Source organism: Rufibacter roseolus (genome assembly GCF_017916365.1).
Classification (GTDB): domain Bacteria; phylum Bacteroidota; class Bacteroidia; order Cytophagales; family Hymenobacteraceae; genus Nibribacter; species Nibribacter roseolus.
This window is the reverse complement of record NZ_JAFMSU010000004.1, coordinates 22652-47526: the sequence shown is the minus strand read 5'-3', so window position 1 is coordinate 47526 and position 24875 is coordinate 22652. Positions and strand designations below refer to the sequence as shown.

The following is a 24875-nucleotide window of genomic DNA, read 5'->3' as shown; positions in this document are numbered from 1 at the left end:
CCCACCTGTTCCCCAGTCTCATGACTCCTCTACTACTTTGGCACAGCGGCTTATTGAGGCAACCAAAGATGGTGCCATGGTGGCCGTGCCAGCCGCTTACGAAGATGGGCAAGATTGGGAGACAATTTTAGGAGAGGATGTATTCGCAAGGCTTTACCTGGCAGCAAGTCTTTTTGAGCACATTACAGATGCCCAAGTTCAGGCGAATGCCACTGTCTTGAAAGCTTTCTGGGAACGGAAAAGAATATTGCTCATTACGGGTAATAAGTCACTGGATGAAATTTATAAGCCAGGAACCATCGCCAAGGCAGAGGAAAGGCTTGATGCGGCAGTGGTGGCGTTGTCAGGCGCGGATAACCGAGAAAGGTGCTTCAATGAGCTAAATAACCGGCGTCGTCAGAAGGCAAGCGCAGAAATGGGCGAATATATGCGTCACCAGCTGGCTAATCAGCTTATGCGTCCAGACGCAATAAAACTCGCCCTTGCTGAAGGCCAAGCAAAGGGATTTGAGCCCGCAGAGGCGGAAGAGTATTTGCTGTCTAGTTTAAGGACAGCAGGTTTTGCTCCAGTTAAAACAATCAATCAAAATCCAAACCTTCTTCTCTCCTCTTGGACCCCTGGGGGGGAACCCCTTACTGGTCGCCCCCATACCAAGGTCATGGGCCATGATGTCTACAGTTTAGAAGAGGCTGGCCTAGTACTTTATAATGCCTTGGTGGCAGGAGATGAAAAAGCTGCCCGTAATCTAGATACTGAGGACTATCTAACAAACATAGCACATGACCTAAAAGAGAATGATGCTTTATTGGATATCCGCGATATTCTAGGGAATAGGAAGTTAAAGGTTATTCAGAAAAGGCTTAGTATTCTGTATTTGTTAGGACCAGGTATGCCTTTCTATGTTGATGAACACACAGAAGCATTTACCAGTCCTGCACAACTTTTAGAACGGGCCTCTGTATCGGCTCATGATTTTTCATTAGCAGAGGAAGCATTCAAAGCCGGCAATCTGCAGATATGGATAAATGCCTCAGCAACGGCTGAGGTAAAAGCCGCTCTTCCAGTAGGGAAAAATTCCTTGAATTTTCGGGAATTCCTTCATAAGGCTAATCCTCAATTTCCCTTATGGATAAGCGAGATTTCCTTTGCGACCCCTGCTCAGCTGGCCAATTTCATAACACATGAGGAAGAAAGCTGGAAAGTGGTATATGGTTCTCTTTCCTCAGGTTATTTGAGTCCTTGGCTAAACGCAATTGGGCAAAATGACATCCTGGAAAAACAGGCTGAGCTGGCTCGTGTTCTTATAGGAGTGGGGCTAGAGAAGAACTCCGAAAAGGCTCGTAAACTTTCCGTCCAAGCACTTTTAGAAGCTTTAGTGTCAGGTACAACTACACCTAAGATTGAGGTGGATTTTAGCTTGGTGGAGTTAACCGGACTAAGCGGAGAGGTAGAGGCAGCTAGGGTAATTACTCTTTCAAATACCACTGGTGGTTACGTCAGGGTGAAAATTTCCATGCTGACGCCGTTAGATGGGGTGCGTATTTCTTCTGATGAGATATTCTTCGATCAGAGAATGCCAGGGCAAAAGTTTGAGATAACAGTTCATGGCAACCCAATTCTGATGCCTAGAGATGGGCAACATACAGGAACGCTCTTAATCTCATCAGCTTACCAAAGAGAAGAAGTGTCAGTGGTAGCCGAAGCGGTATTCCCATCAAAGGAGTTTATTAAATTCGTTTCCCTTTCCGCTATTTCCCTAGGCCTGATAATTGGTATTACACGATTACTATTGGAAGAAATATCTGGAGCTGGATACAGAGGCTTACTTCAACAGGGAGCTCTATTTCCTATAGATTCAGCTACAGAAGGTGGCGCTGGAGAAGCATATTGGGGGCTTTGTTTCATGCTGCTCTTGGTTGGGCTTTCTTATGGTTTTGTTAGGGTGCTTATAAAAATTTCTAAACCAAAAATATCATGAGTACGAACAAGGGCAAGAATTCTGAAATCTGGTACCTGGCTTTAGGTGCATTAGGGTTATATCTTGCTTGGATAGCCTTGAAGTTTATCTATTATATTTTAAGCTACCTAGCAACAAATCTTTTCATAGGGTTAGACCAATCGGTATATGGCCAGCTCTCAGAGGAGCCTTGGGTAGGATATGGGTTTTTGGGGCTAGTATTGGGTGCCGCAGCCGGAGCCATCGCCGCCCAAAGACGGTTCCGCCTAAACAAGATGATCACTGCGGTTTCCATAATTACAATTTTAGTATTGTGTAGCTTTGCTTTTGTGGGGAATCAAGCGACAACCTCCATACCTGCTTCTCCAATACCGGATAATGAAGCTACTGAAGAGGCGACCTCAGAGGAAAATGTGACACCTCAAGAAAGATCCAGCGTAGAAAGTTACGTTGATAATTCCATCGCCGTTGATAGTCAAACGGTTAGTGAGGATGTGCCGAGCGAAGTAACGCTTGAAGATTCTGCTGTGGCTTCTTCTGCTCCTGTTGCCGAACCAGAAAAGGTGGAGGTTGATGACAACGGACCAGCTGTTACTTTCACGAAAGAGGAAGTTGTAGAAAAAATCAAATCATATTATAGTGCGGTAAATAGCTATAATTTTGAGGCTCATGACTTTTTTGCCCCTAATGTGAAAAGGTATATCAAATCAACCGGGATGACCCCCGGCCAGATTAATAACCTTCAGAGAGACTACCTCTCTGAATTTGCGAACGGTGTCTATGTAATAGACAATAATACCTTAGTCCCTATTCAATCCTATGACGGTACAACCCATTACCAATATTGGGCTGATTACGGGTGTTTCCGAAAATCTTTGCAAAAGAAGCAGTCTTGCCGGATAAAATGTGAGGTAGAAATTGATGCAAATGGAATGATAGTGTTTTACGCAGAGGACTATGTCAGAAATTTACAATTTGATTAACTGTAACCGAAGTGAGATGCATGGATCAAACATAGTTAGAGGCGTTATTTATAGAGATATGCTAAATACATATCTATAATGTTCGTATTGGCCATGTGGTGCCGACCGAATACTCTAGCTTAACCTCTTCAAGATTCCCTAATGAACTTTAAGGTTGATTTCTAAAGCCTGATGGCTATTCCTGTGATGAGTCCACCATTGGAATAGCCATTACTCATTTTATAGGCCCTCCCCTGCTATAAAATAATAGTGATCCTTGGTTCGGGTATTATACTGTCAATCCTCGCCTTTTCCTTTTGCCCAACTTGACTATAAAAGCCACAAGTTGATCCTATTTTAGCTCCGTCAAACTTCTTAAACGACCGTTTGTAAAGTTTGACGGAGCCATTTTTATCGGTAGTTTTGTCAGGTTCTGAATGAAGGAAGAGAAAGATGCGGAAATATGTTGCTTACTACCGAGTGTCCACAAAAATTCAGGGTCAGTCAGGGCTAGGTCTGGAGGCGCAACGGTCGGCCGTTCGCCAGTTTGTGAAGCAGGGTGATTTGATTCTAGAGGAATTCACGGAAGTGGAGAGCGGAAAGAAGAATAACCGATCTGAATTGGCAGGTGCAATTGATCAAGCAAAGCGGCACCAGGCGACGCTTATCATCGCTAAGCTGGACCGACTCAGCCGGAACGCTGGCTTTATCTTCACTTTAAGGGATAGTGGGGTGGATTTCGTATGTGCGGATATGCCAGAGGCCAATACCTTAACCATTGGAATTTTTGCGGTGCTCGCTCAGCACGAGCGAGAGCTTATTTCCTCCCGGACCAAGGCAGCCCTAAAAGTAAAAAAGGAATTGGGATTCCAATTGGGCACTCCTGGTAATTTGACCCTAGAGGCAATACGGAAAGGATTGGAAGTAAGAAAAAGTAATGCCATGCTGAACAAGCAAAACAGGCAGGCGCTCACCTTAATTAAAATTTATAGGGAGAAAGGATATTCTTTTCAGAGAATAGCGGAGGAGTTGAACGCCGATGGGTATGTAACTAGGACAGGAAAACTTTTTTTAAAGGGAACTGTGCACCATCTTTTTGAAAGCTTCCAAGATAAAATGGTTTAGAGGCTATTCTTTAAAAAGGTTATTCTTTTCCTGTTTCTGTTGGTCATAAAAGAGGGGGATTTTATGGGCCATTCAACCAATTGTAAATCTTAAGGTCTTATCATTTGACAATCTTTAGTTTGTAAATAAAAATATAAAAAGAAATGATGTCATGATGTAAGTGCCTTAAGTAAGATTGACCACTGCTGATGAATATAAAATCAAACTATTTAAAGTAAATTAAAGTGAATATTTGCAAATTTATTGGGCAAGCAAATCGGTTTGGATACTCCTTTCAGTTTCTTTAGATACTTTAGTTTAAAGTTTAAATATGGATTTGAATAGCGATTCTTCTAAGTATGCCTTTGGTTTAAGTACTTCAAATCTATTTCCCCTATATAAATGTTAGATCCTTCTTGCAGTCTCTGCATAGAAATATTTAAGGCTTATCCATGTTAGCTCCTTTTCCTTTAGTGCCATACATAAAACACCTTTCGTCTTTTGAGGGGCAGTGATCGATATTCAAAATATGTCCAACCTCATGTAGTACAACTTTTTTAACCTACTTTTCTTTCCATTCTTGCGAGAAGGGGAAACCACACATTCATCCCCTCCCAAAAGGCCAGTCCCATCATGCCCCAATGTTTTTCATCTTCAGTCTTTATCTCTTTATCAGTAAGCACGATACCCTTATAGTTCTTTCTTTAAGCACCCTCTATCTCAGTGGAAGATAAATAGTGCAAGATTTTTTTGGCAACATACCTTTTCCTTAGTGAGCCATACGCGTTTGTTGGGAGCTTTCTTCTTTCAATGCTTTCAGCTTTTACTACATAAAACTTTTCAATATCCTTTCATCTTCCAATCGGTTGGAGTAGCAGATAGCCTACTGGCAAATAATTTTTGTCTACTCAAATTAGACCTACTCAGTGTGAGAATCAGCTACAAAACCGACAATTGTATAGAGGACATTAACCTTGCTTCGATTTAATATTAAGCAGACCAGGTAAAGCATGGCTTCCATTACTATCCATGGAGCAAAAGACGTGGTTAATCTTTTTGCCTATTAGGCAGGAAGTTACGGTGCTACTTAACGAGAGTTGTTAATTAGTGTGGTAATCATTTAGTTCACCTACCCATAACATAGATGAAAGCAGCTAAAGGTTGTCGGATGTTTTAAGGAGTTGTATTTTCCTATTGATGTTTAATCTTCATTCCCTAAAATCAACTAGGTTTTTTATGAATATCCAGCCCATTCATTAACAGAAACCAGCGATTTGTTTAATATTTTTAATAAATTTGGGAGAAAACTTGTTTGCTGAAGGCCATCCCCCACTTCCTTTTATCCGATAATCTTATTATTGGCAATAAGACTTCGTTTTTATCTTGATATAATTGTTTGTTCTTGCTTAGGTAGCTCTAGGAAGAATTTATTTGGGAATCAACTGTATCTTATACTTAATACTATTTATTTACTTACGCTAATAATAACAAAGGCCGCTAATTAGGTCCTGTGTATGCATTTAATCACCATTGTCGATTCCAAAGTGTTATAATTAATAATAAGAAATTTCATAAATACATAAAGTCTTTATTTTATTTTAACTAATATTTAACTCGGGAAGGTCCTCCTCCAGTGCAACAACATAAAGTCTAATTTGACCGATGTTGTCAACCACCTCATTTCACTATGAATACTAAGCGATTACCAAAACCATTCATGTTAAAGTGCTTCACCTTTGTCTTTCTGCTTTGGGCTTTCTGCTTAGAATGCTCGGCGCAAAATGAAACAGGTTGGCAGGGTATGAAGGAGTTATACAAGGACAGCCGCCTCACTGTGGAGATTGATTATTACTACTCAAAGAATAGCTGCCAAAATGGTAAACAGTTTAAATATAAACTAAGGGTTTCGGGTGATCAACCATCTGCTCCTACTTTTCTTAATTGGACAATGGATTACATTGATTGTAATGGCAATGTGTATTTTCAAAAAAACTCCATAGAAATTTGGAAAAAAGAAGGAGGAATAGTGGATCAAATGGTGATCGAGTCCATGGATTATATGTTCACGGCCACTTCAATGGAAAATCCATTTTATGACGTTAGTTTATCATCAAAGAGAGTCTATGGATCAGGCATCAAAGTTACGACAGTTTCCAAAGAGGCGATAGGCATAGATGGGGTGAAGGATCTTTACTTGGGAGAGGCTACACAGCTTACGGTCAAGGGTGGGCTATTGGGTATTGGGGGTGAGTGGGTGTGGTATGAAGGGGATTGTGGCGGGAATAAGATAGGGACAGGCAAGTCCATCACAGTTACGCCTGGGGGGACATCGAAATTTTATGTCCGGGCCGAAGGTAAAAATAATATTACGAATTGCGCTCAAGCGACTGTTAATGTAGATAAGCGAAGTAAGCCACCTACCAGTATCATGGCCCATTCGAATATCTGTTTGGGAGACAACGCCTTGCTGACAGTAGGCGGAGGTAGCTTAGGCGCAGGAGCTGATTGGATTTGGTACGAAGGTAGTTGTGGTGTTAAAAGAGTAGGCCAAGGAAAATCCATCAGTGTCAAGCCCAAGGGGCCTACTACATATTACGTGCGAGCAGAAGGAGAGCTGAATACAACGGAATGCGTCCAATTAACCATTAACACTTACGATAAATCAATAGCGCCTTCCGCCATAGTATCAGAAGGCGGTCCTGAAATATGTAAAGGCCAGCAGATAAAGCTCAAGGTAACCGGGGGCAATTTGTCAAGCGATGGAAAATGGGTTTGGTATAGTGGCTCCTGCGGTGGAACTGCCGTTGGCACTGGTCCTGTAATGGTTTTTTCACCAATGACCACTACCACTTATCATGTTCAAGGCGAAGGTTACTGCAACAGCACAAGCTGTGTTAGCTTAACAGTTGTTGTGAATGAGCGATCCGAAAAACCTGATCGCATCCTGGCACCAACAACTGTTTATAAAGGAAATAAAATTGAGCTAACAGTGGCAGGCGGTAAATTGGGGGAAGGTGCCGAATGGAAATGGTTTAAGGGAACTAGTGGTTCAGGGAGTTTACTTGGTTCGGGGGCATCCATTGTTGTCAATCCAAGGAAGGTGACCAATTATTATGTAAAGGCAGTTAGCCCCTGTGGGGAAACCGAAAACGCCTCTGTATTGATAGACCCAGTTAAATCACATTACTTTGATAAAATATATTCAAAGAGGCCGAATAAATTCCTCCATTTGGGATATGGATTTGGCGTTGAGATGATTCAATATGCGGAATACTCCAAGTTCTCAACTGAGGGGAATACAAGTGCAGGTATAAACTACAATCCTTCCAATGTATCTATCCAAGGACTTGGTCTGAAAGGGGAATTCGTATTCCATCCCATTATGAAGGAATTTTTCTCCCTTGGGCTGATAAGTTCCTTTTCATTGGGCACTACGCCTTTAGTGTTTTCAAACGGTGAAGGCGAGCGGAGCAGTGGTGGTGCCTTCAAAGAAGAATACTTTTATACTAAATTGAATGTTGGGGGTGAATTGGCTATAGGAATTAAGCCGGTTAAATTTCTTATGAAGGCAGCCCGCAGCTTCCAGGGCAATGATTATAAGATACAATTCACCACAAATGGAATGTCCTCTCCAAAATATTTATTTAGGAGGAGTGTTAGTCAAGAAACCATCGGATTTGGTTTAAGATTAGGAAGCTATGCAGGAAAAGGCGGATCTGGTCGCGGCAATAACTTGGACCTCACATATAACCTTACAAGGGATGCAGGTGGCAAATCAGGTGCTTGGAAGAGCGGTGGTGCTTTAAGTTGGTGGATACATAGTGCCATAAAGCTACAGATGGAAGCGATGCTGAACCCTTCCGAAAGTCCCGATAACCCTTCCTCGAATTCCTATAAAAATGCATGTTGGCAATTATCTCTTATATTTAACCGAAACCGGTTTTATTAAAAATTATATTATTTAATTTTGTAAAATATAATCTGCAAAATATGTTTTTAAAAAGAAGAGCAATTTGGTTTATTGCTTTGACTGCTTTCCTTTCAATTTTTGTGCTTTCCGCAGCCATTTTTCCTATTGTTGGCGCAGATAATGCTTCTGATATCCCTATAGAAAAGCCATGTCCACCAAAGACGATATTTAACTTGGAAGCGGCTTTGTTAAAGGTGGACAAACAAAAATTAATAAAATCGTTCCCCTATGAAGCTTATTTAAAAGGGGGTAATATTTGCGATGTAAACGCAATAAGCAGAAATATAAGTGCCATGGACTCTGTCTTTCCAGGTGATCCATTGTTGAACCAGCAGATCCTTTCCATAGCACTCACACATAAATTAGAGGAGCGAATCAAACCATCATTTAAGGGGTTCAATCCAGATTCTTTGATTCAAGTTTTGCAATGGGCGGAAAAGTTTAATGCTTACGCAGAGATAGATCAATCTAAAGCAATGTTTTATCAGGTGATATACGGGCATTGGATGAATTTTATATCCAATACTTTGAGGCAAGCTTACAAAGAAGATCCTTCTATAGCCTATGATTACAAATTCAAGTACATCAATAGCCGTTGTAAAGAAAAACAATTCGGGACGCCAATTACCTTTACAAATACTGAAAAAGTAGTTAATAATCTGGTCGAAAGCAAATGGGCCTATCTTTTCAGTAAATTTTGGCATGATACAGGGTTCGCTGGCAAGTTGGCGGCCTTTAGTTGCCTTGCCTTCATCCTCTTTCCTTATATGCTAAGTTTAAGACAATCAAATAGAAAGTAATTTATGAAGAGACTACTACTAGGAATCGTAATCGTTCTTGCACTATCAACCTCATTCACTATTTACAAGGGGAACCTTCTTAAGTTGGGTTATGATCCTCAACTTGTGGAGATATCAACTGTTCATTATAAAAATGAACAATACAATGTCATTTATATGAAGCGAGATGGCAACCGTATAAAAGCTAAATATTTTGCTGCTTCCGATTTCAACGGAAACAATGTATACAATAGATATAAGAATTGGTCCACGGGAAAGAATACCGTTTTAGTTTCTAGTGGCACCTACATGGATAATAACCGTACCCCTGTAGGATTAACGATAGATAACGGGGTATTAGTTAATAAGGCCTTAACAAATGATTTTGATGGACTAGTAGTTGTGTATGCGACAGGTGGAATCGCTGTTTCCAATTTAAAAAATGCTGATTTAACACTAAGCGGTGGAGGCATAGATGCTAGTAAAAAGTTTGACTTACGTAATAGCGCTTGGGATATGCAAACATTCATAAACTGGGCCAAAAGTCAAGAGGCGACTGTATTCCAAACCCATCTTCTGGTTTATAAAAATAAGCTGGCTATTTATGGCAATTCTTCAACTAAAAGTGCTGAAAGGAGGTTCTTGGCAGTGGGCAAGGATGAGGATGGGAAGGTTGTCCATGTAATTGTTCACTGCCCTGCTCATGCCACCCTGTACGAAGGCACGAAAAAGACCCTTGATTTTTTAAATAACTTTAAAGACATGGAGGTTACTTTCTTAATAAACCTAGACACTGGTGACCAAGATGTTTTCAAAGTTTATAACAAGAATGGATCAGTCAACAATACCATTAAAGGAAGGTTAGAGCTGGAGTATGCTGTCAATTTGTTGGCATATTATTATCAATAAAAGGGATACTTAATGAGATCCTTGATTATTGGGATAATATTGGTTCTTCTCCAGTTTTCCTGTTCCCTTGCGGATGGGCAGAGTTTGGTGGCTCATTATCCATTGAATAAGGACGCCTCTGATCTAAGTGGAAATAAAAACAATGGGAGACTCCTTGGTGGGGTCTCCCCTACCTCAGACAGATTTGGGAATCCCTGTGGGGCTCTCGCTTTTAACGGAGTAGATGGGTACATTGAGGTGCCTTCCTCAAGGTCTTTGGAATCTCCTAGTACATCTTTTTCAGCCGTTGGCTGGTTCCGTATTGATAATTTAACTTCTACGGGTGGGTTAAAATGGGTCACTTTAATATGTAAGGGTGATGAGTCTTTTGAGCATGACGCGAACCCACAGTACAGGATGCAGACGCTCCAATCACCCATCCAAAGTACTATCTCTATCAATACTGATTTTACCGAATTTGATCAAGGTTTTGCCAGCCATCCTTTCCAGCCAGGGAAATGGAATTTTTATGCTTTAGTATATGATGGAGTCTCCGTTAAGGCTTATTTGAACAATGATAAAATCTGGGAGTATCCCTACAATAAGCCGTTAACGCCAAATAAGGCACCTCTCCACATAGGGAAAGACATCCCCGGCTCTTTGGAGTACTATCACGGTGCGCTGGACGACATCAGGATTTATGCCAGTGCTCTAACAGACCTTCAAATTTCGCAGCTGTTTCTTGATAAGAAAGGTGTTACCTCAAATGATGAGTTTACCTTAACGCCCCCGGCTAATATTACTGTAAACGCTGATAAGGGGAAATGCTACGCTATTGTTTCCTATGGCCCTCCTGATCTGCAAAACAACTGTGGTACTGCCATGTTAAGGCAGATTGCTGGCTTAGTCAGTGGCTCTCAATTTCCTGTTGGGAGTCATACCATTGCTTTTGAGGCAGTAGGTCAATCTGGGGTCAAACGAACCTGCTATTCAAAGGTAACGGTCAAAGATTCCTCCCCTCCTTCCATCCATTGCAAAAAGGATACTGTACTTTGGGTTACGGGTGAGAAAGTGGATGGGTTAAAGTTTTCCTATAAGCTTCCATCGGCAGCAGATAATTGTTCTAATGTGGATGTCAAATTGTCCAGTGGCCTGGCTAGTGGCGCCAAATTTCCAATGGGTCAGACGCGCCTTGAATTTGTGGCAACTGACCAGGCCGGAAACCAAGCCAAATGCAGTTATCTGGTTCATGTAAAGAAAGCGACACCAGCTTTGGCTGCTAGCCCAACCTTAAAATGTCCAAATAATGTCAATAAGCCGAATGATAAGGGAAAGTGTGGGGCAACGATCAACTTATCCCTACCGAATTTAACCACTTTGCCAGGTGCAAGTATGAAACTGGTGTCGGGAATAGAAAGCGGTCGGTTCTTTCCAGTGGGGACTACTATCAATCAGTATTCTATAGCGCACGCGGATGGAAGTAAGCAGGGTTGTTCCATCAAAGTTACCATCGTCGACGAGGAAAGGCCCAGCATTTTGCTTCCTCCGGATACAGTGATTGAGTGTGCCGCAGGGGAAGACAGAGTTTCTTTTACTTATCCTACCCCAAAGGCAAGTGACAACTGCGGGGTGGATTCACTGGTGATGGTAAAGGGGATCAAGAGTGGCGAGGCGTTCCCTATCGGGAAAACCAGTATATCTTTTAGGGCAACTGACCTGAAAGGTAATTCAGTTACCGAGTCGTTCACCGTCACTGTCAATGCACCAGTAATTAAGTCCTTGCCTGTTACCGCTCCTAAGGATTTTGTTAAAAAAGACTATCTGCCGGATGCGGTTAAATTTTTGCAGAATTTAAGTTTTGATGACTGTACCGTTACCATGGTGTTGTATGACGATAGTGAACAGGATAATGATACAGTCTCCATCTATTACAATGGTAAGGAAATTGTAAAAAAAGAACTCCTGAAAACCAAGGACAAGATGTCGTTGGTTAAAGCTGTCATTCTTAACCCAGGGGAAAAAAACGACTTTGTCGTGAGGGCTTGGAATACAGGGGAAAAAGGTCCGAATACATTAAGAATAGAATTTTATCAGGGATATTATTTAGATAAAACCCAAAAACTGAAAAAGGAGAAGCCAATCTATACCAAAACGCTGCATTCCAAACCAGGATATGCAAGCGCTATTTCCTTAACTTGTTCTAGCCAATAGTTTATGAATTCCAAAACCACAAGACTAACTTTTTTCCCGTTTCTCGCCTTCTTCTTTATCTCATTCGTTGCCATGCAATGTCCTCTTGGCCAGGGCGACGAAAGAAAAGGGCACAATTTAGTTCAGGAAAAACCTAAACAGGACCCTTTTCAAAGTTTGGTAGATAAGTATAGCAAGCTAAAAGAATTAAATGAGAAGCTTACCTTGGATAGGCAAGAAGAAAGTGAAAAAGTTTTAAAAGACAAAGAGGAGTTAAAGCTGAAAGAATCCAATAAGTTGAAGCTTGGCAGTGAATTAAAAAATTTAGAAGACTCTCTTAAAAGGAAAGAATTTAAAAGGTTAGAAAGTGAAATAGCTCCTCTAAAGGACGGAATTGTCAAAAGGGTAAAGCGGGTTGATGATTTGATAAATGGGCAAGCTATCAATGATAGTAATTTAAGAATATGTATAAAGGATATTCAAAGTTCGACAAAGGCCTTGGTCGGAGGTAAAAGGCTGATGATCAAAGGTGTACCTTATACCATTTACATTGCTGACTTAAATGTGGATATGATTCGGCTACACCTTAAGGACAAAGACAATAAGAATTTTTTCAGTCTAGGGACCGTTAAATCTTATCTTCAGGCCAACCATATTGATCCTCTTATGATAACCAACGCGGGGATGTTCACCCCGAAATATGAGCCGGAGGGATTGTATGTGGAAGACTCTGAAGAAAAATTTGAGTTGGATACCCTTGCAAACAAGCCGAACGCGAACTTCTACCTGCAACCCAATGGGGTTTTCTATGTTGATGCCCAAGGGAAAGCCTTTATAAAAACTACAAAGGAATACAGGGAATTAAATAAGGCCCAAAAGATATCGCCTATAATTGCGACTCAGTCGGGACCAATGCTGCTCGTTGAGGGAGTGCCCCACGCTTCCTTCAAGGAAGGGTCTAAGAATTTAAACATCAGGAATGGCGTTGGGATTATCGACGAAAGAAAGGTGGTGTTCGCCGCCACTCAGGGAGAGGTTAACTTCTACGATTTCGCGATGTTCTTCAAAGACATTTTTGCCAGCCAAAATGCCTTGTTCCTGGACGGGGCCATTTCCCAGATGTATGTAGCCGGAGTCGGCGAGCAGGCAATAGGGGGGCATTTCGGGCCTATGCTGTCTGTTGCCAGAAAGAAGGCAAACCCTCAGGGGCCAGTACAGAAAGAGCCTTTTAAAAAAGAAGAAGTAATTAATAGACCTCCAAAAGCCACGGTTCCAAAGGCAAATGAATCATCTAACTCTATGAAAAAATGAAGCATCTCTTCCTCTTTCTACTTTTACTTTCCGTTTATACCCCTTCATTCGGTCAGGTTGAATCATTGTCTAATATTTCTTTTAACGGAAATACTTTCAATGCCTTTGTCGTTAAGGTTGAACCAGAGACCTTGAAGAAATTTGACGTTTTAATCAATGACACTGGTGTTAGCCATCAAGACTTTATAAGTGGCTTGAGTGATACGACATGTTTTTTAATCAATGCGAGCATTAGCGATCCTAATTGTAAGCCTTTAGGTCTTTTTGTCAAAAATGGATTAACGCTGCAAGGGCCTAATTTCAAGGATGGAGTAGGGAATTTCTATCTAAAGCCAAATGGCGCGTTGCTGATTACGGCCTCAGATGCTATAATATGTGAGTCATCCCAAATCTCAACCGTCCCCAATGTGGAGCTTGGGATACAATCTGGGCCAATGCTTCTGGTAAATGGGGTGGTAAACCCCCAATTCAACCCAAACTCAACCAACAAGCAGGTGAGATGTGGTACCGGCATCTTCACCAACACTAAAAACGAGAAGTTCATTGTGTTCGCTATTTCTAATGAACCCGTCTCCTTCTATGATTTCACTCTTTTCTTCAGTCAGAAATTTAAGTGCAATGTTGCCCTCTGTTTAGAGAGTGCCGGCTGCGCTATGTTCTTTCCAAACCAGGAAAGCCCTAACCGAGATTTTAATAATATGATTTGTAATTACCTATACTTTAAAATTTAGGTCTTTAGAAAAAGTTATTTTCAATCCTTTTCCATTCGTGACTACCGGGTGGTAAAGGAGGTTTGGGTCCCATAATATGTTAGGCCACTGCCAGTCGTAGCGTACGATCTAACGTAATAAGTATACCTAGAATAAAGACCGGTTATTGAGCTGGTAAAACTCCCCGTACCAGTCCCGTTAGAAGACCTACTGTTTGCAATAGTTGGGTTTGGATAGAAGCTCCAACATACTCCTCGCGCTGTTATAGTTTGTCCGCAGGTAGAAGTGATGCTCCCTCCACTTACTGCAGAAGTAGTTCCAACGTTGGTGACAGTACTGGTCGTTAAGCTTAGACATTTAACAGAGGTAAAGCTAACTTGTGGGCCATAGAATGTTGTTCCTCCATTGGTGGTCGCATAAGCTCTGATGAAATAAGTCGTATTTTCTGTAAGGCCTGTTAATGAACTGGTAAAACTTCCCGTGCCAGTCCCATTCGACGTCCTAATATTTGATATAGTTGGGTTCTGAAAAGTGCTCCAACAAACGCCTTTGGCTGTTATAGTGCCATAACCGGAAGTACTTATTGTCCCGCCGGAAGAGGCTGTTGTTCCTGTTATACTCGTTGCAGTTGTAGTTGAAACAACTACTGAAAAGGGCAAAGCAGTACTAAATGAAACTTCATTTCCATAAACTGTTTGACCAGTACTAGAGGTTGCATATGCCCTGGCATAATAAAAGGTACCTTGTTCTAGTCCAGTCAGGTTACTTGTAAAAGAGCCAGTGCCGATGCCTGCATTGGTTTTATAGTCAGAGACACTTGGATTTGGGCTCGTGCCCCAGCAAATGCCTTTACTTGTTATTGAACCACTGCCAGAAGAGACCGAGGTAGTGCCACTCAATGTAGCAGAGGAGGTAGTTATGTTTGTGGGATAAGCTGTTGAAACCGAGAAAACAAAGGAGGGCAAAGTAGTGAATGTGATTTCATTTCCATAAAAAGTATCTCCCGTATTTGTGGTGGCATATGCCCTTAGATAATAAAGAGTGTTTGCCATCAATCCAGTTAGGTTACTAGTAAAGGCCCCAAGCCCAGACCCAACAGAAGTTTTGGGGCTATTTATTGTTGGTGTAGGGTTCGTACTCCAGCATAAGCCTTTGGCAGTTATGCTTCCGGAGCCTGTAGCAATGATAGTACCACCAGATGCGGCTGATGTCTGGGTAATAGAAGAAACATTAGTCGTGGTGAGAGTCGGAATTAAAGGGGAGAGGGTTGTAAAGGAATGCTGATTTCCATAAGCAGTTTCACCTGTATTCGTTGTAACATAAGCCCTCACATAATACAAAGTGTTTGGCTTCAATCCAGTAATTGCACTTGTATAGCTACTGATGGATGTTCCCTCATTGGTTTTACTATCATTTATTGTAGGCTGTGGGTTTGTTCCCCAACAGACGCCCTTGGTAATTATACTTCCATATCCAGTAGTACTAACGTTACCGCCTGAGTTGGCGGAGTTTATTGTTATGTTAGATACTGCTATCGTAGTCAACTCGACAGAAATGTTTTTAAGAGTAGTAAAAGAAATTTCATTTCCATACACCGTCAAGCCTTCAGAATTTGTAAAATAGGATCTTGCAAAATACTGTGTGTTATCTTTTAAGCCCTGTATTTTGCTGTTTGATTGCCCTGCTCCTGGGCCGTCTGAAGATTTAGAGTCACTAGAAGTTGGATTGGCATTTAATGACCAACAAACTCCCTTTTGAACTATTTCATATTCTCCCATTACTGAAACCTCATAAGAAATCTCAGCGCTATTTGGTGTAATGCTAATTGCCTCTTTTGTCGAAATTCTTGCTGTTCCAGGTTCCTCTTTTTCCTGACAAGAGCTTAGCACTAGTAAAAAGACAAATAGGAGCAAAAAATGAGAGATGAAAGAAGAAGTTCTTTCCATTTTATAAGTAACCAAGGTTATAGAATATTATATTTAAATTTTAAAATAGAGGCAGGCGAAGATAAAAAAAATTAATAATAATATTATAGATTTATAACCTTAAAAGGTAATGGCTTTTTTTGCTGGACGTAATGATATGCGCATTTGTATTTTAAATATTATTGGTTTATACAAGGTTAGTCATGCCCATACTCTCAATAAAGCCTGTGTCAATGGAGTATTTTTTCGCGGAGCTTTACTGGCTCAATGACTTGGGTTGTTTTTCTAATTTAAAGTCAATCTTTCTAGCTCACAATTGGTTTAAAATAAGTTATACCCTTGCCCCCATCCCATTGATAAAAGTATCTACAAACCCTACTACTTTATCTACAACCCTCTCATAGACAGCTTTCCTCTCCAATATTTTAGGCTTTACTTCTACCATATCAATTACCTCATCCCGCAGCGGCTTCCGTTCCGTAAACAGGTAGTTCCCTAATAAAGCCTGAAGCTTCATTGGATCTAACTTCTCTTCGTTGCTAATGGCTTCTAAGGCTTTCTGCTGTTCCTGGGCCCAGAAGTTCTCGAAGGCTTCAGGCACTTCGTCTGCGTCTTCTATGTAGGGCAAGTTCTCTTCTATGAACTTCTGGATGAGTTCACGTTTGCTGCGGAGCGTCGCCTCGCCAGTAAGGATGTCCAGAATAGCTTTCTTCTGCTTCTGCTGCTCTTCTGGGGTGGCGCCGTTCAGTTTGGCCAAAAGCTTCAAGATGTAGGCGACGTTGATTTCATCACGGTGAATGAGTTCCAGTTCAAAGTCTACGTCGTTCAGGATGGATTCCTTTTCTTTGCCGGTGCCGGTCTTTACTTTGTCGTACAGGTCCAGGTACTTGCTCTTGTAGTCTTCGAAACGCTGCTCGGCCATGGACAGGTCTTCAAAGCTGAAGTCTGCGAAGGTGGTGAGCACGTTCTTGAGGCGCATGAGCTCCCGGAAGGCTTTTACAAACTCCAGTTCCTCTTCCTCGCTGGGCAGGGAATCTACGCTTTTGACGGTGGGTGCTATTTTCTGTAACTCAATACAAGCTTGGTTGAACTTGGCCACGTAGTCTTCATAGGGTTCTATAATGATGACTTCCTTAGCGTCTTTATTAGAGAAAAGGGCAATGGCATCATCGGTGGCTTGCTTGAGGTTGCGGAACACGATGATGTTGCCGTGCGATTTCTGCTCAGTGTACAGGCGGTTGGTGCGGCTGTAGGCCTGGATGAGGCCATGGTATTTCAGGTTCTTGTCTACATAGAGCGTGTTGAGCGGCGGACTATCAAAACCGGTCAGGTACATGTTCACCACCAGCAGCAAGTCAATCTCCTTTTTCTTTACCCGCTTGGAGATGTCATTGTAGTAGTTGTAGAAACTCTGACTGTCTTTGGTGGAGAACTTGGTGTTGAACAGGGCGTTGTAATCAGCTATGAACGCGTCCAGCTTCTCGCGGGTGTGGCTGTTGATAGTATAAGCTACAGTGGGTTCGGCGGCTACCAGTACTTCATCGTCTTCATAGGTAGGCAAGATGCCGTTGGCACCTTTGTCTTCCTCATTGTCTGTGAAGCTGAAGATGGTGGCTATTTTGAGGTTGTGTCTGCCTTCGTCTTTGCGTTTTTTGAAGAGTTCATAGTACCTGATGAGCACGTCTACGCTGCTCACGCAGAACATACCGGTCAGGCTTCGGCTGTGGGTTTTGCGGGCGTGGTTCTCCAGAATGTAGTCTGCAATTTTCTCCAGGCGCTGCTCACTCTCCAGCAGCTCTTTGGTGTCTATGTCCTCTACCTCAATGTCAATGTCGGTTTTGCTGCCTTCCTTCTCTTTGTAGCGGCCAATGTACTCCACGCTGAACTTGAGTACGTTCTCGTCTTTGATGGCATCGGTGATGAGGTACTTGTGCAGGCACTCGTCAAAGAGTTCTTTGGTAGTGCGCTTGCCCAGCTCGTTCTTGACGGCGTTCTCCGCAAAGATGGGCGTACCGGTAAAGCCGAACAGCTGCGCTTTGGGGAAGAACTTCTTGATGCGGTTGTGGGTCTCCCCGAACTGACTGCGGTGGCACTCGTCAAAGATAAAGACAATGCGTTCTTCCTGTAGTTTTTCCATTTTAGGCAAAAAACGCAGCCTGCTGATGGCCGTGTTGAGCTTCTGGATGGTGGTGACGATGAGCTTGGTGTTGCCCGAGAGCTGGTTCACCAGCGCCTTGGTGTCATCTGTTCCGTCTACGCTGCCCGCTGAGAAGCTGTTAAACTCCTTGCTGGTCTGAAAATCCAGGTCTTTGCGGTCTACCACAAACACTACCTTGTGCACCTTGGGCAGCTGCATGAGAATCTGGCTGGCCTTGAACGAGGTAAGGGTTTTGCCCGAGCCGGTGGTATGCCAGATGTAGCCGTTCTTGTCGGTGTTCTTCACGCGGTCAATGATGGCCTCGGTGGCGTAGTACTGGTACGGCCTGAGCACCATGAGCACCTTGTGCGTCTCGTTGAGCACAATGTACTTGGTCACCATCTTAGACAGGTGGCAAGGCTCCAGGAAAGCTTTGGTAAAGGCCTCCAGCTGGGTGATGAGCTTGTTTTCTTTGTCTGCCCAGTAGAAGGTCTGCTTAAAGGTCTGGTGCTTGTTGTTGGCGTAGTACTTGGTGTTTACCCCGTTGCTAATGACAAACAGTTGTACGTACTGAAAAAGGGCATTGCTAGAGCCAAAGGAGTGCCGCTGGTAGCGGTTTATCTGGTTGAACGCCTCCTTTAGTTCCAGACCGCGGCGCTTGAGCTCTATTTGCACTAAGGGCAGGCCGTTCACCAGCAGCGTGACGTCATAGCGGTTTTTGTATGCGCCCGCCATGCTCACCTGCTGTGTTACCTGGAACTGGTTCTGGCACCAGTGCTCCTGCTGGATAAACTCCAGATAGATGCTCTCGCCGTTGTCTTTGGTAAGCTGCATCTTGTCGCGCAGGATTTTGGCCCGGTCAAACACACCGCCCTTGTTCAGGTGGTTGAGCACGCGCCCAAACTCCTTCTCGGTGAGGGTAATTTGGTTGTGCTTCTCCAGCTGGCTTTTCAGGTTCTTCAGTAAAGCAGTCTCGTCTTTGATAGCTACAAAGGCATAGCCCAGTTCCTGTAACTGCTTTACCAAATTATCTTCCAGTACCTGCTCCGGTTGTGTTCCCATAATATCGAGGTGGCGTATTAAACAAACATCTGCTCAAGCAAGCCTTTTTTAAATTTCTTTGCTTGTTCCAGTTGATTCGTTACAAGGTCAACTTTACTGTTGATAGAAGTAAAAAAGTGAGCTATTTTATTTTGTTCAGGCAATGAAGGCAAAGGCAACTTTATATCTGAAAAGTACTTATAGCTAATCATTTTTCCATCACGAATGCCTTCTAACTTTGTATTTAACAAGCTTATATAATTTTCTGTCTTGAAATAAAACTTAAAGAAATCTCTATTAATGTCTTGCTTAGGTCGAAGGATGATATAAGCTGGGCTGCATAGGCCTTTGTAGCTAGAATATTCTATACCACCCTGAAATGACCTCAAACTTATAATAAAATCACCAGCCTGAACCACTTTATAACTTTCAACACTTTTATCTGTGACTGAAATGTTATAATCTATCATCTCTCTAGGTATAGCTCCGTGTTCTTGAGTTATTGCTAATATGGGTAAATCAGAATTATGATTCTTGTCGGAAATATTCTCAAATAAAACATTGCCATTCTTCTCTTCCCACTCTGGAAAGTCCTGTCCATTTTCATCCTTGAACTGAATCTTTTGAGAGAAGATTTGCTGCATCACCCCTTTTTTGTACTCCTCTAATAGGCCTTTCTTCTTAGTAAGCTGCTGTATTTTGTCATCAATTACAGAAATGAATGATGCAACTTTAGCTTGTTCATTATAATTGGGTATTCTTATTTTATAAGGCTCTATATGTTTATTGTTTATTTGCGGAATTGTAGAAGTGTCTGCAATTTTATACAGTTCTTCTTTGAGAATCCTATAAAATAAAAATTCATAATGAATGGCTTTTTCAACAGGAGTTAAAGCCATTAAATTACTATCCATTAATAAAGGGCTTGAATTTATTCTTATTTTGTTATTCAATATAGCTGCACCTCTTTTTGGAAAAATTATTGAATTAGCGGCAACTAAATTTTTACTAGAATCAGTAAAAAATCTACTACTAACCTGATATTTAATACAATTATTTAAATCTTCAACTTTTATGAAAGGATATAATGCCTCCTCACCGAACTTATAATTAGCTGGACTAACACCACTTTTTATAGTTATAAGCTCCCCTAATCTTCGTGTCTCCCACTCCTCCTCAAACTCGGGGAACCGCAAAATAGGTACATTCTTCTCAACCCTTACTATTTCTTCTACTTCTGCTTCCATCATTAAAAAGGTTTAGCAATTCCTAATTCTTCACAAAAAGAGGCAATAGTGCTGTCTGTTTCCTGCATTTCTATTTCTATTGCAGCCAGGGCTGTGGCTACTTCCTGTAGGTCAATAGCTTCTTCTTCGGCAAAGGTGTCCACGTACCGCGGTATGTTCAGGTTAAAGTCGTTTTCCTTCACCTCGCTCAAAGGAGCAACATGGCTGTACTTGTTTTCGGGGTGGCGCTTACGGTATGTAGAAATAATTTTCTCAATATCCTCTGGTCGTAAGTAGTTCTGTGTCTTCTCCTTGCCACAATGTTGGCTGGCATCAATGAAAAGAATGTTATCGGCCTGCTCTCGACATTTCTTTAACACCAGAATACAAGTAGGAATACCCGTGCCATAGAAGATGTTGGCAGGCAAGCCAATCACGGCATCTAAGTAGTTGCGGTCTTCAATGAGGTACTGGCGGATGTGCGCTTCGGCCCCGCCCCTGAACAGCACCCCGTGAGGCAATACCACCGCCATGGTTCCGTTCTCGGCCAGGTGGTGCACCATGTGCTGCACAAAGGCAAAATCTGCTTTGGACCCTGGAGCCAACTTGCCATACTGGCTGAAGCGGTCGTCGGACATGTGCAAGGGGTTGGCACTCCACTGCGCGGAGAACGGCGGATTGGCCACAATGGCCTCAAACTCCTGCCCCAGGTGCTGCGGGTGCTCCAATGTATCGTCCTGCCGGATGTCAAACTTTTGGAAGTGCACATCATGCAGAATCATGTTCATGCGGGCCAGGTTGTAGGTGGTGCGGTTCAGCTCCTGTCCGTAGAATTTGGAAACCTCCTGCACTTCTTTGGCCACGCGCAGCAAGAGCGAGCCCGAGCCGCAGGTAGGGTCATAGACAGATTTCAGCTTGGTCTTGCCCGTGGTCACCAGCTTGGCCAGCACCTTAGACACTTCCTGCGGCGTGTAGAACTCCCCGGCCTTCTTGCCCGCCCCACTTGCGAACTGCCCAATCAGGTACTCATAGGCATCGCCCAGCACATCGGCCTCGGTGTCTTGCAGCTTAAAGTCAATCTTGTTCAAGTGGCCCAGCACTTTGGCAATAAGGTCGTTCTTGGCTGCCTCGGTACGGCCCAGCTTGGTAGAGGTCAGGTCCAAATCCTCGAACAGCTTGTTGAAGTCGTCCTCACTCTCGGTGCCCATGGTGCTCTGCTCAATGTGCTTGAGCACCTGCGTGAGCTCGTCCAGAATAAAGTTGCTGGTGCCTTCTTCTTTGTTGTCTGAGTTGCCCTTCTTCGCCATCTCACTGAACAGCTCAGAAGGCTTCAGGAAGTAACCCAGACTATGTACCGCCTCTTCCTTGATGGCCTCCAGGTACTCCTGCCCTTCCTCGGTGGCCTCGTCTATGTCATGGTAGGTAAGGCCGTCCTCGGTCAGGATTTTGTTTGCGTACAGCTCCATCTTCTCAGACAGGTACTTGTAGAAGATAAAGCCTAAGATATAATCCCGGAACTCATCAGCGTCCATTTTGCCTCTCAGCGTGTTGGCAATGTTCCAGAGTTGTTGTTCTAATTGTTTCTTGTTGTTTTCAGACATTGCTGCTGGGTATTGAAAAGGTAATCTGTGTGGTAAGTATAAATCTTACAAGATATAATAAGTAAGTGAAATGCGGTAGCCCTGCCTCCTTTTTTCGCTTAAGAACAATGCTTGTTTTTTCCTCTTTAGGCTTATCCTCAGGAGGATAGCTCCCCCGTGCTTGAGATAAGTTTTTATAGTCATTAGGCCAGTTTGGTAACAGTCGTATTTTAGGCCCATTTTCTAAAAAACAGACCTGAAACAGGAGGCACGCCTAATGGAAGTTTAGTAAGAGGGGCAATCAGGCGAAATCAATTTTATTGTTTAAGTTTAGAACCATCAAATTCCTGTTTAAGGGCTGCTTTCCCAAAAACAGCTCCTTAACAGGGATTTACGGTCCACCATACAGACAAATATTAAATATAAAATTTAAAAGTAAGATGCCCACTTCATGGTAGATTCTATCACCACACTTATAGAAAAATACAAAAGCCACCTTCAAGAGAACACGCTGGCAGAAGAAAGCTACAAATGGAGTTTAGTAAACCAATTCAAAGGCCGACCCAACCTGGATGCTCCAGATATTTATGAAGAGATAAAAAGCATCAATTATGGGAATCTCATTTTCCATAATGGTATAGGTGTCATTCGTCACCTTGCGAAAGACAGGCCAGAACAAACTAGAAGTTGCTTAAAAGTATTATTCAATGAGGAATTACCCTTAGAAGAACGCTTAAGTAGGTATAGTACAGAAACCTTAAAAATCTACCGGGAACTACAGCCAAATGAAAAGCACTCGCACCACCAGGATGAGAGAACCATGGCTACTCTTCTGGCTTTTCATAATCCAGATAAGTACCCATTTTATAAGGACACCTTCTATCAGAAGTACTGTAAATTACTGGGCATAAAGCCTAAACCTCCTGGCGAAAAATATCCCCATTACCTTGAGTTGGTAAACAAGTTAATCAAGGAGAATATAGATGCAGAGCTGATTGCACTAGTAAACCACCTGCTGCCCGCAGACGGGTACCCAGACCCCCAACATAAAATATTGGCACAGGACATCCTCTACCGAATGCTGGACAAAAGCATTGAAGAAGCTGAAAGGGAGTTCAGGAACTACCTGAAGAAGTTTTCTCCATCTGACCTCACCTTTTATTTCGAGACGCTGGACCAGCTCACTGAGGACTTAGGCATTACAGATACACCTAACCTGGTATTTAGTACAAAGTCCGGACAACTAAGCTTTCATATAGGGCGCAGGTATTGCTTAGTCCTTGGCAATGGTCAGTTTTCTTTCATCGCCCCTGAAGGCTATGAGGTGCCCGGCGCAGATAGTTCCTATTTTTCGGGTGGTAAAAATCCCGTTTGGATTAAAGACACTTCTGCGGCAACGGTTCTTCAACATTACCCCGCCCTCAAAGAAGCGGTTTCCAATGAACAACACGACAAAAAAAGTGCGAAGCCTAAAGAATATGACAACCCTGTTTTTAGGAAAGCAGCCTTTGATAAAGCGTACAGAGCAAACTTCTATGATTTTACGACAGAAGAAATGATCCCAGCACCAGATAAGAAGGAAGCAATTTTGCCCCAGCATAATCAACCTCTAAACCAGATTCTGTTTGGCCCGCCGGGAACCGGCAAAACCTACCACACGGTCAATAAGGCTTTGGCCATTTGCGGCTTTCCGGTAGAGGGCAAAACCCGGATTGAACTTAAAAATGAGTTTGATAAGAAGGTGGCTGCTGGGCAGATAGTCTTTACCACCTTTCACCAGAGCATGAGCTATGAAGATTTTATTGAGGGGATAAAGCCTGTTACTCCAAAGAAGGAAGGAGACTCTATCAATTACGAAGTAATAGGAGGTATTTTCAAAAAGGCGTGCGCATTAGCAGCTCAAAACTGCTATCAAGTATTTGCGAACCAAGATCATAGTATTGATGAATATACTTTTGATGATTTATATGATGCTTTTATTTCAGATGTGCAAAGTAAGATTAGCCAAGGAATAAAGCCCATTTTTAAATCAATCAGAGGTAGCGATATAGAAATCAAAGAAATAAATAGCAATAACTCAATCATTGCCAGGCATAAGGAATCTATAGCTACAAGCTCTGCTCCGCTAAGGAAAGAACATTTACAGAAGTTGTATGACAAGTTTAATAGTGCCAGCGAGATAAATGACCTTCAACAAATTATGGATACTGTTCAAATCTCTATCAGATTAACAGAATTTTATGCTGTATTTAAGGGCATAAAAGAGTTTGAGACCAATTTTCAACCGGATGCTGCATTAGCTGAAGAAAAAGCGATTGTAAATTTTAATGATGAAGAGATAGAGAAGAAGTTCAACTCAGGGGTTTATACAGAAGCGATTAAAAGCCACTCCTTTGAAGCAGAACCCGTGATAATCATTATCGATGAAATCAATAGAGGAAATGTATCACAGATCTTTGGAGAACTAATTACGCTCGTTGAAGAAGATAAAAGACTAGGCAAGGATGAAGCCTTGCAAATAACCCTTCCCTACAGCAAAGAGAAGTTTGGAGTGCCCGCCAATCTCTTCATCATTGGTACCATGAATACCGCAGACCGGAGCGTAGAAGCCTTAGACACCGCTTTGCGCAGACGGTTCAGCTTTGAGGAAATGCCGCCCAGACCAGAACTCATCACAACAGAAGGAAAGCTTTCAGCAGAAGGGGGCGAAGTAGCCGGTATTCACTTGGCAGACCTGCTGCACACCATCAATAAGCGCATTGAGAAACTCCTGGACAAAGACCACCTGATTGGGCACAGCTTCTTTATGGGCGTTCACAACTTGGCTGGCCTTAAGGCAGTTTTCCAGAATAAAATCAACCCCTTACTACAAGAGTATTTCTTCGGTGATTTCGGTAAAATTGGCTTGGTACTTGGCAAAGCCTTCTTTGAGAAAGAAGCGTTACAGTACCAGGTAACAGACAACTTGTTCGCTGAATTTGAAGACTATGGAAGCAGCGACTTAAGCAGCAGGCCCGTGTACCGGCTTACCAATTTGCTTCACCTTTCTGATGCTGAATTCATCTCTGCAGTAAATGCTTTACTCCGGAAATAGC

At 42.5% G+C, this 24875-nt stretch carries 14 protein-coding genes; 10 read left to right on the top strand and 4 right to left on the bottom strand.

All coding sequences use genetic code 11. From position 1 onward, the window contains the following. The first annotated feature begins 37 nt into the window (after positions 1-37). The 9 genes from J3P35_RS21675 (at position 38) to J3P35_RS21635 (ending at position 13892) form a co-directional block, all read left to right on the top strand. Positions 38-1978 (top strand): hypothetical protein, encoded by a 1941-nt coding sequence (locus J3P35_RS21675; protein ID WP_210466843.1) that lies wholly within the window; start codon positions 38-40, stop codon positions 1976-1978. Continuing rightward, positions 1975-2940: a hypothetical protein gene (locus J3P35_RS21670; RefSeq protein ID WP_210466842.1), complete on the top strand. Its 966-nt coding sequence runs from the start codon at positions 1975-1977 to the stop codon at positions 2938-2940. The genes J3P35_RS21675 and J3P35_RS21670 overlap by 4 nt, the downstream gene beginning before the upstream one ends. A gap of 432 nt (positions 2941-3372) precedes the next feature. Then, positions 3373-4044 (top strand): recombinase family protein, encoded by a 672-nt coding sequence (locus J3P35_RS21665; RefSeq protein WP_210466841.1) that lies wholly within the window; start codon positions 3373-3375, stop codon positions 4042-4044. Between the two features lie 1780 nt (positions 4045-5824). After that, on the top strand, positions 5825-7972 hold the full coding sequence (locus tag J3P35_RS21660) for an Ig-like domain-containing protein (RefSeq protein WP_210466840.1): 2148 nt from the start codon (positions 5825-5827) through the stop codon (positions 7970-7972). Between the two features lie 41 nt (positions 7973-8013). Beyond that, the gene (locus J3P35_RS21655) at positions 8014-8793 is read left to right on the top strand and encodes a hypothetical protein (protein WP_210466839.1); all 780 of its coding nucleotides are present in this window, start codon (positions 8014-8016) and stop codon (positions 8791-8793) included. Between the two features lie 3 nt (positions 8794-8796). Continuing rightward, positions 8797-9681: a hypothetical protein gene (locus tag J3P35_RS21650; RefSeq protein ID WP_210466838.1), complete on the top strand. Its 885-nt coding sequence runs from the start codon at positions 8797-8799 to the stop codon at positions 9679-9681. Positions 9682-9693: 12 nt separating this feature from the next. Further along, positions 9694-11871, top strand: a complete 2178-nt coding sequence (locus J3P35_RS21645; protein ID WP_210466837.1) for an HYR domain-containing protein — start codon at positions 9694-9696, stop codon at positions 11869-11871. A 3-nt stretch (positions 11872-11874) separates the two neighbouring features. Next, positions 11875-13161: a phosphodiester glycosidase family protein gene (locus tag J3P35_RS21640; RefSeq protein WP_210466836.1), complete on the top strand. Its 1287-nt coding sequence runs from the start codon at positions 11875-11877 to the stop codon at positions 13159-13161. Beyond that, the gene (locus tag J3P35_RS21635; RefSeq protein WP_210466835.1) at positions 13158-13892 is read left to right on the top strand and encodes a phosphodiester glycosidase family protein; all 735 of its coding nucleotides are present in this window, start codon (positions 13158-13160) and stop codon (positions 13890-13892) included. Before J3P35_RS21640 ends, J3P35_RS21635 begins: the two co-directional genes overlap by 4 nt. Before the next feature lie 41 nt (positions 13893-13933). Here J3P35_RS21635 and J3P35_RS21630 read toward each other — a convergent pair whose 3' ends face one another. The 4 genes from J3P35_RS21630 to J3P35_RS21615 form a co-directional block, all read right to left on the bottom strand. Next, on the bottom strand, positions 13934-15817 hold the full coding sequence (locus tag J3P35_RS21630; protein ID WP_210466834.1) for a hypothetical protein: 1884 nt from the start codon (positions 15815-15817) through the stop codon (positions 13934-13936). A 310-nt stretch (positions 15818-16127) separates the two neighbouring features. Next, positions 16128-18995, bottom strand: coding sequence for a type I restriction endonuclease subunit R (locus tag J3P35_RS21625; RefSeq protein ID WP_210466833.1), 2868 nt, complete (start codon positions 18993-18995; stop codon positions 16128-16130). Between the two features lie 17 nt (positions 18996-19012). After that, the gene (locus tag J3P35_RS21620; RefSeq protein ID WP_210466832.1) at positions 19013-20224 is read right to left on the bottom strand and encodes a restriction endonuclease subunit S; all 1212 of its coding nucleotides are present in this window, start codon (positions 20222-20224) and stop codon (positions 19013-19015) included. Then, positions 20224-21801 carry a type I restriction-modification system subunit M gene (locus tag J3P35_RS21615; RefSeq protein ID WP_210466831.1) on the bottom strand — a complete coding sequence of 526 codons (1578 nt, stop codon included), beginning with the start codon at positions 21799-21801 and terminating at the stop codon, positions 20224-20226. Before J3P35_RS21615 ends, J3P35_RS21620 begins: the two co-directional genes overlap by 1 nt. A 430-nt stretch (positions 21802-22231) precedes the next feature. Between J3P35_RS21615 and J3P35_RS22060 the strand changes: the two genes are divergently transcribed. Continuing rightward, entirely contained in the window at positions 22232-24874 is a 2643-nt protein-coding gene (locus J3P35_RS22060) for an McrB family protein (RefSeq protein WP_246850462.1), read from the top strand. Position 24875: the final 1 nt, after the last annotated feature.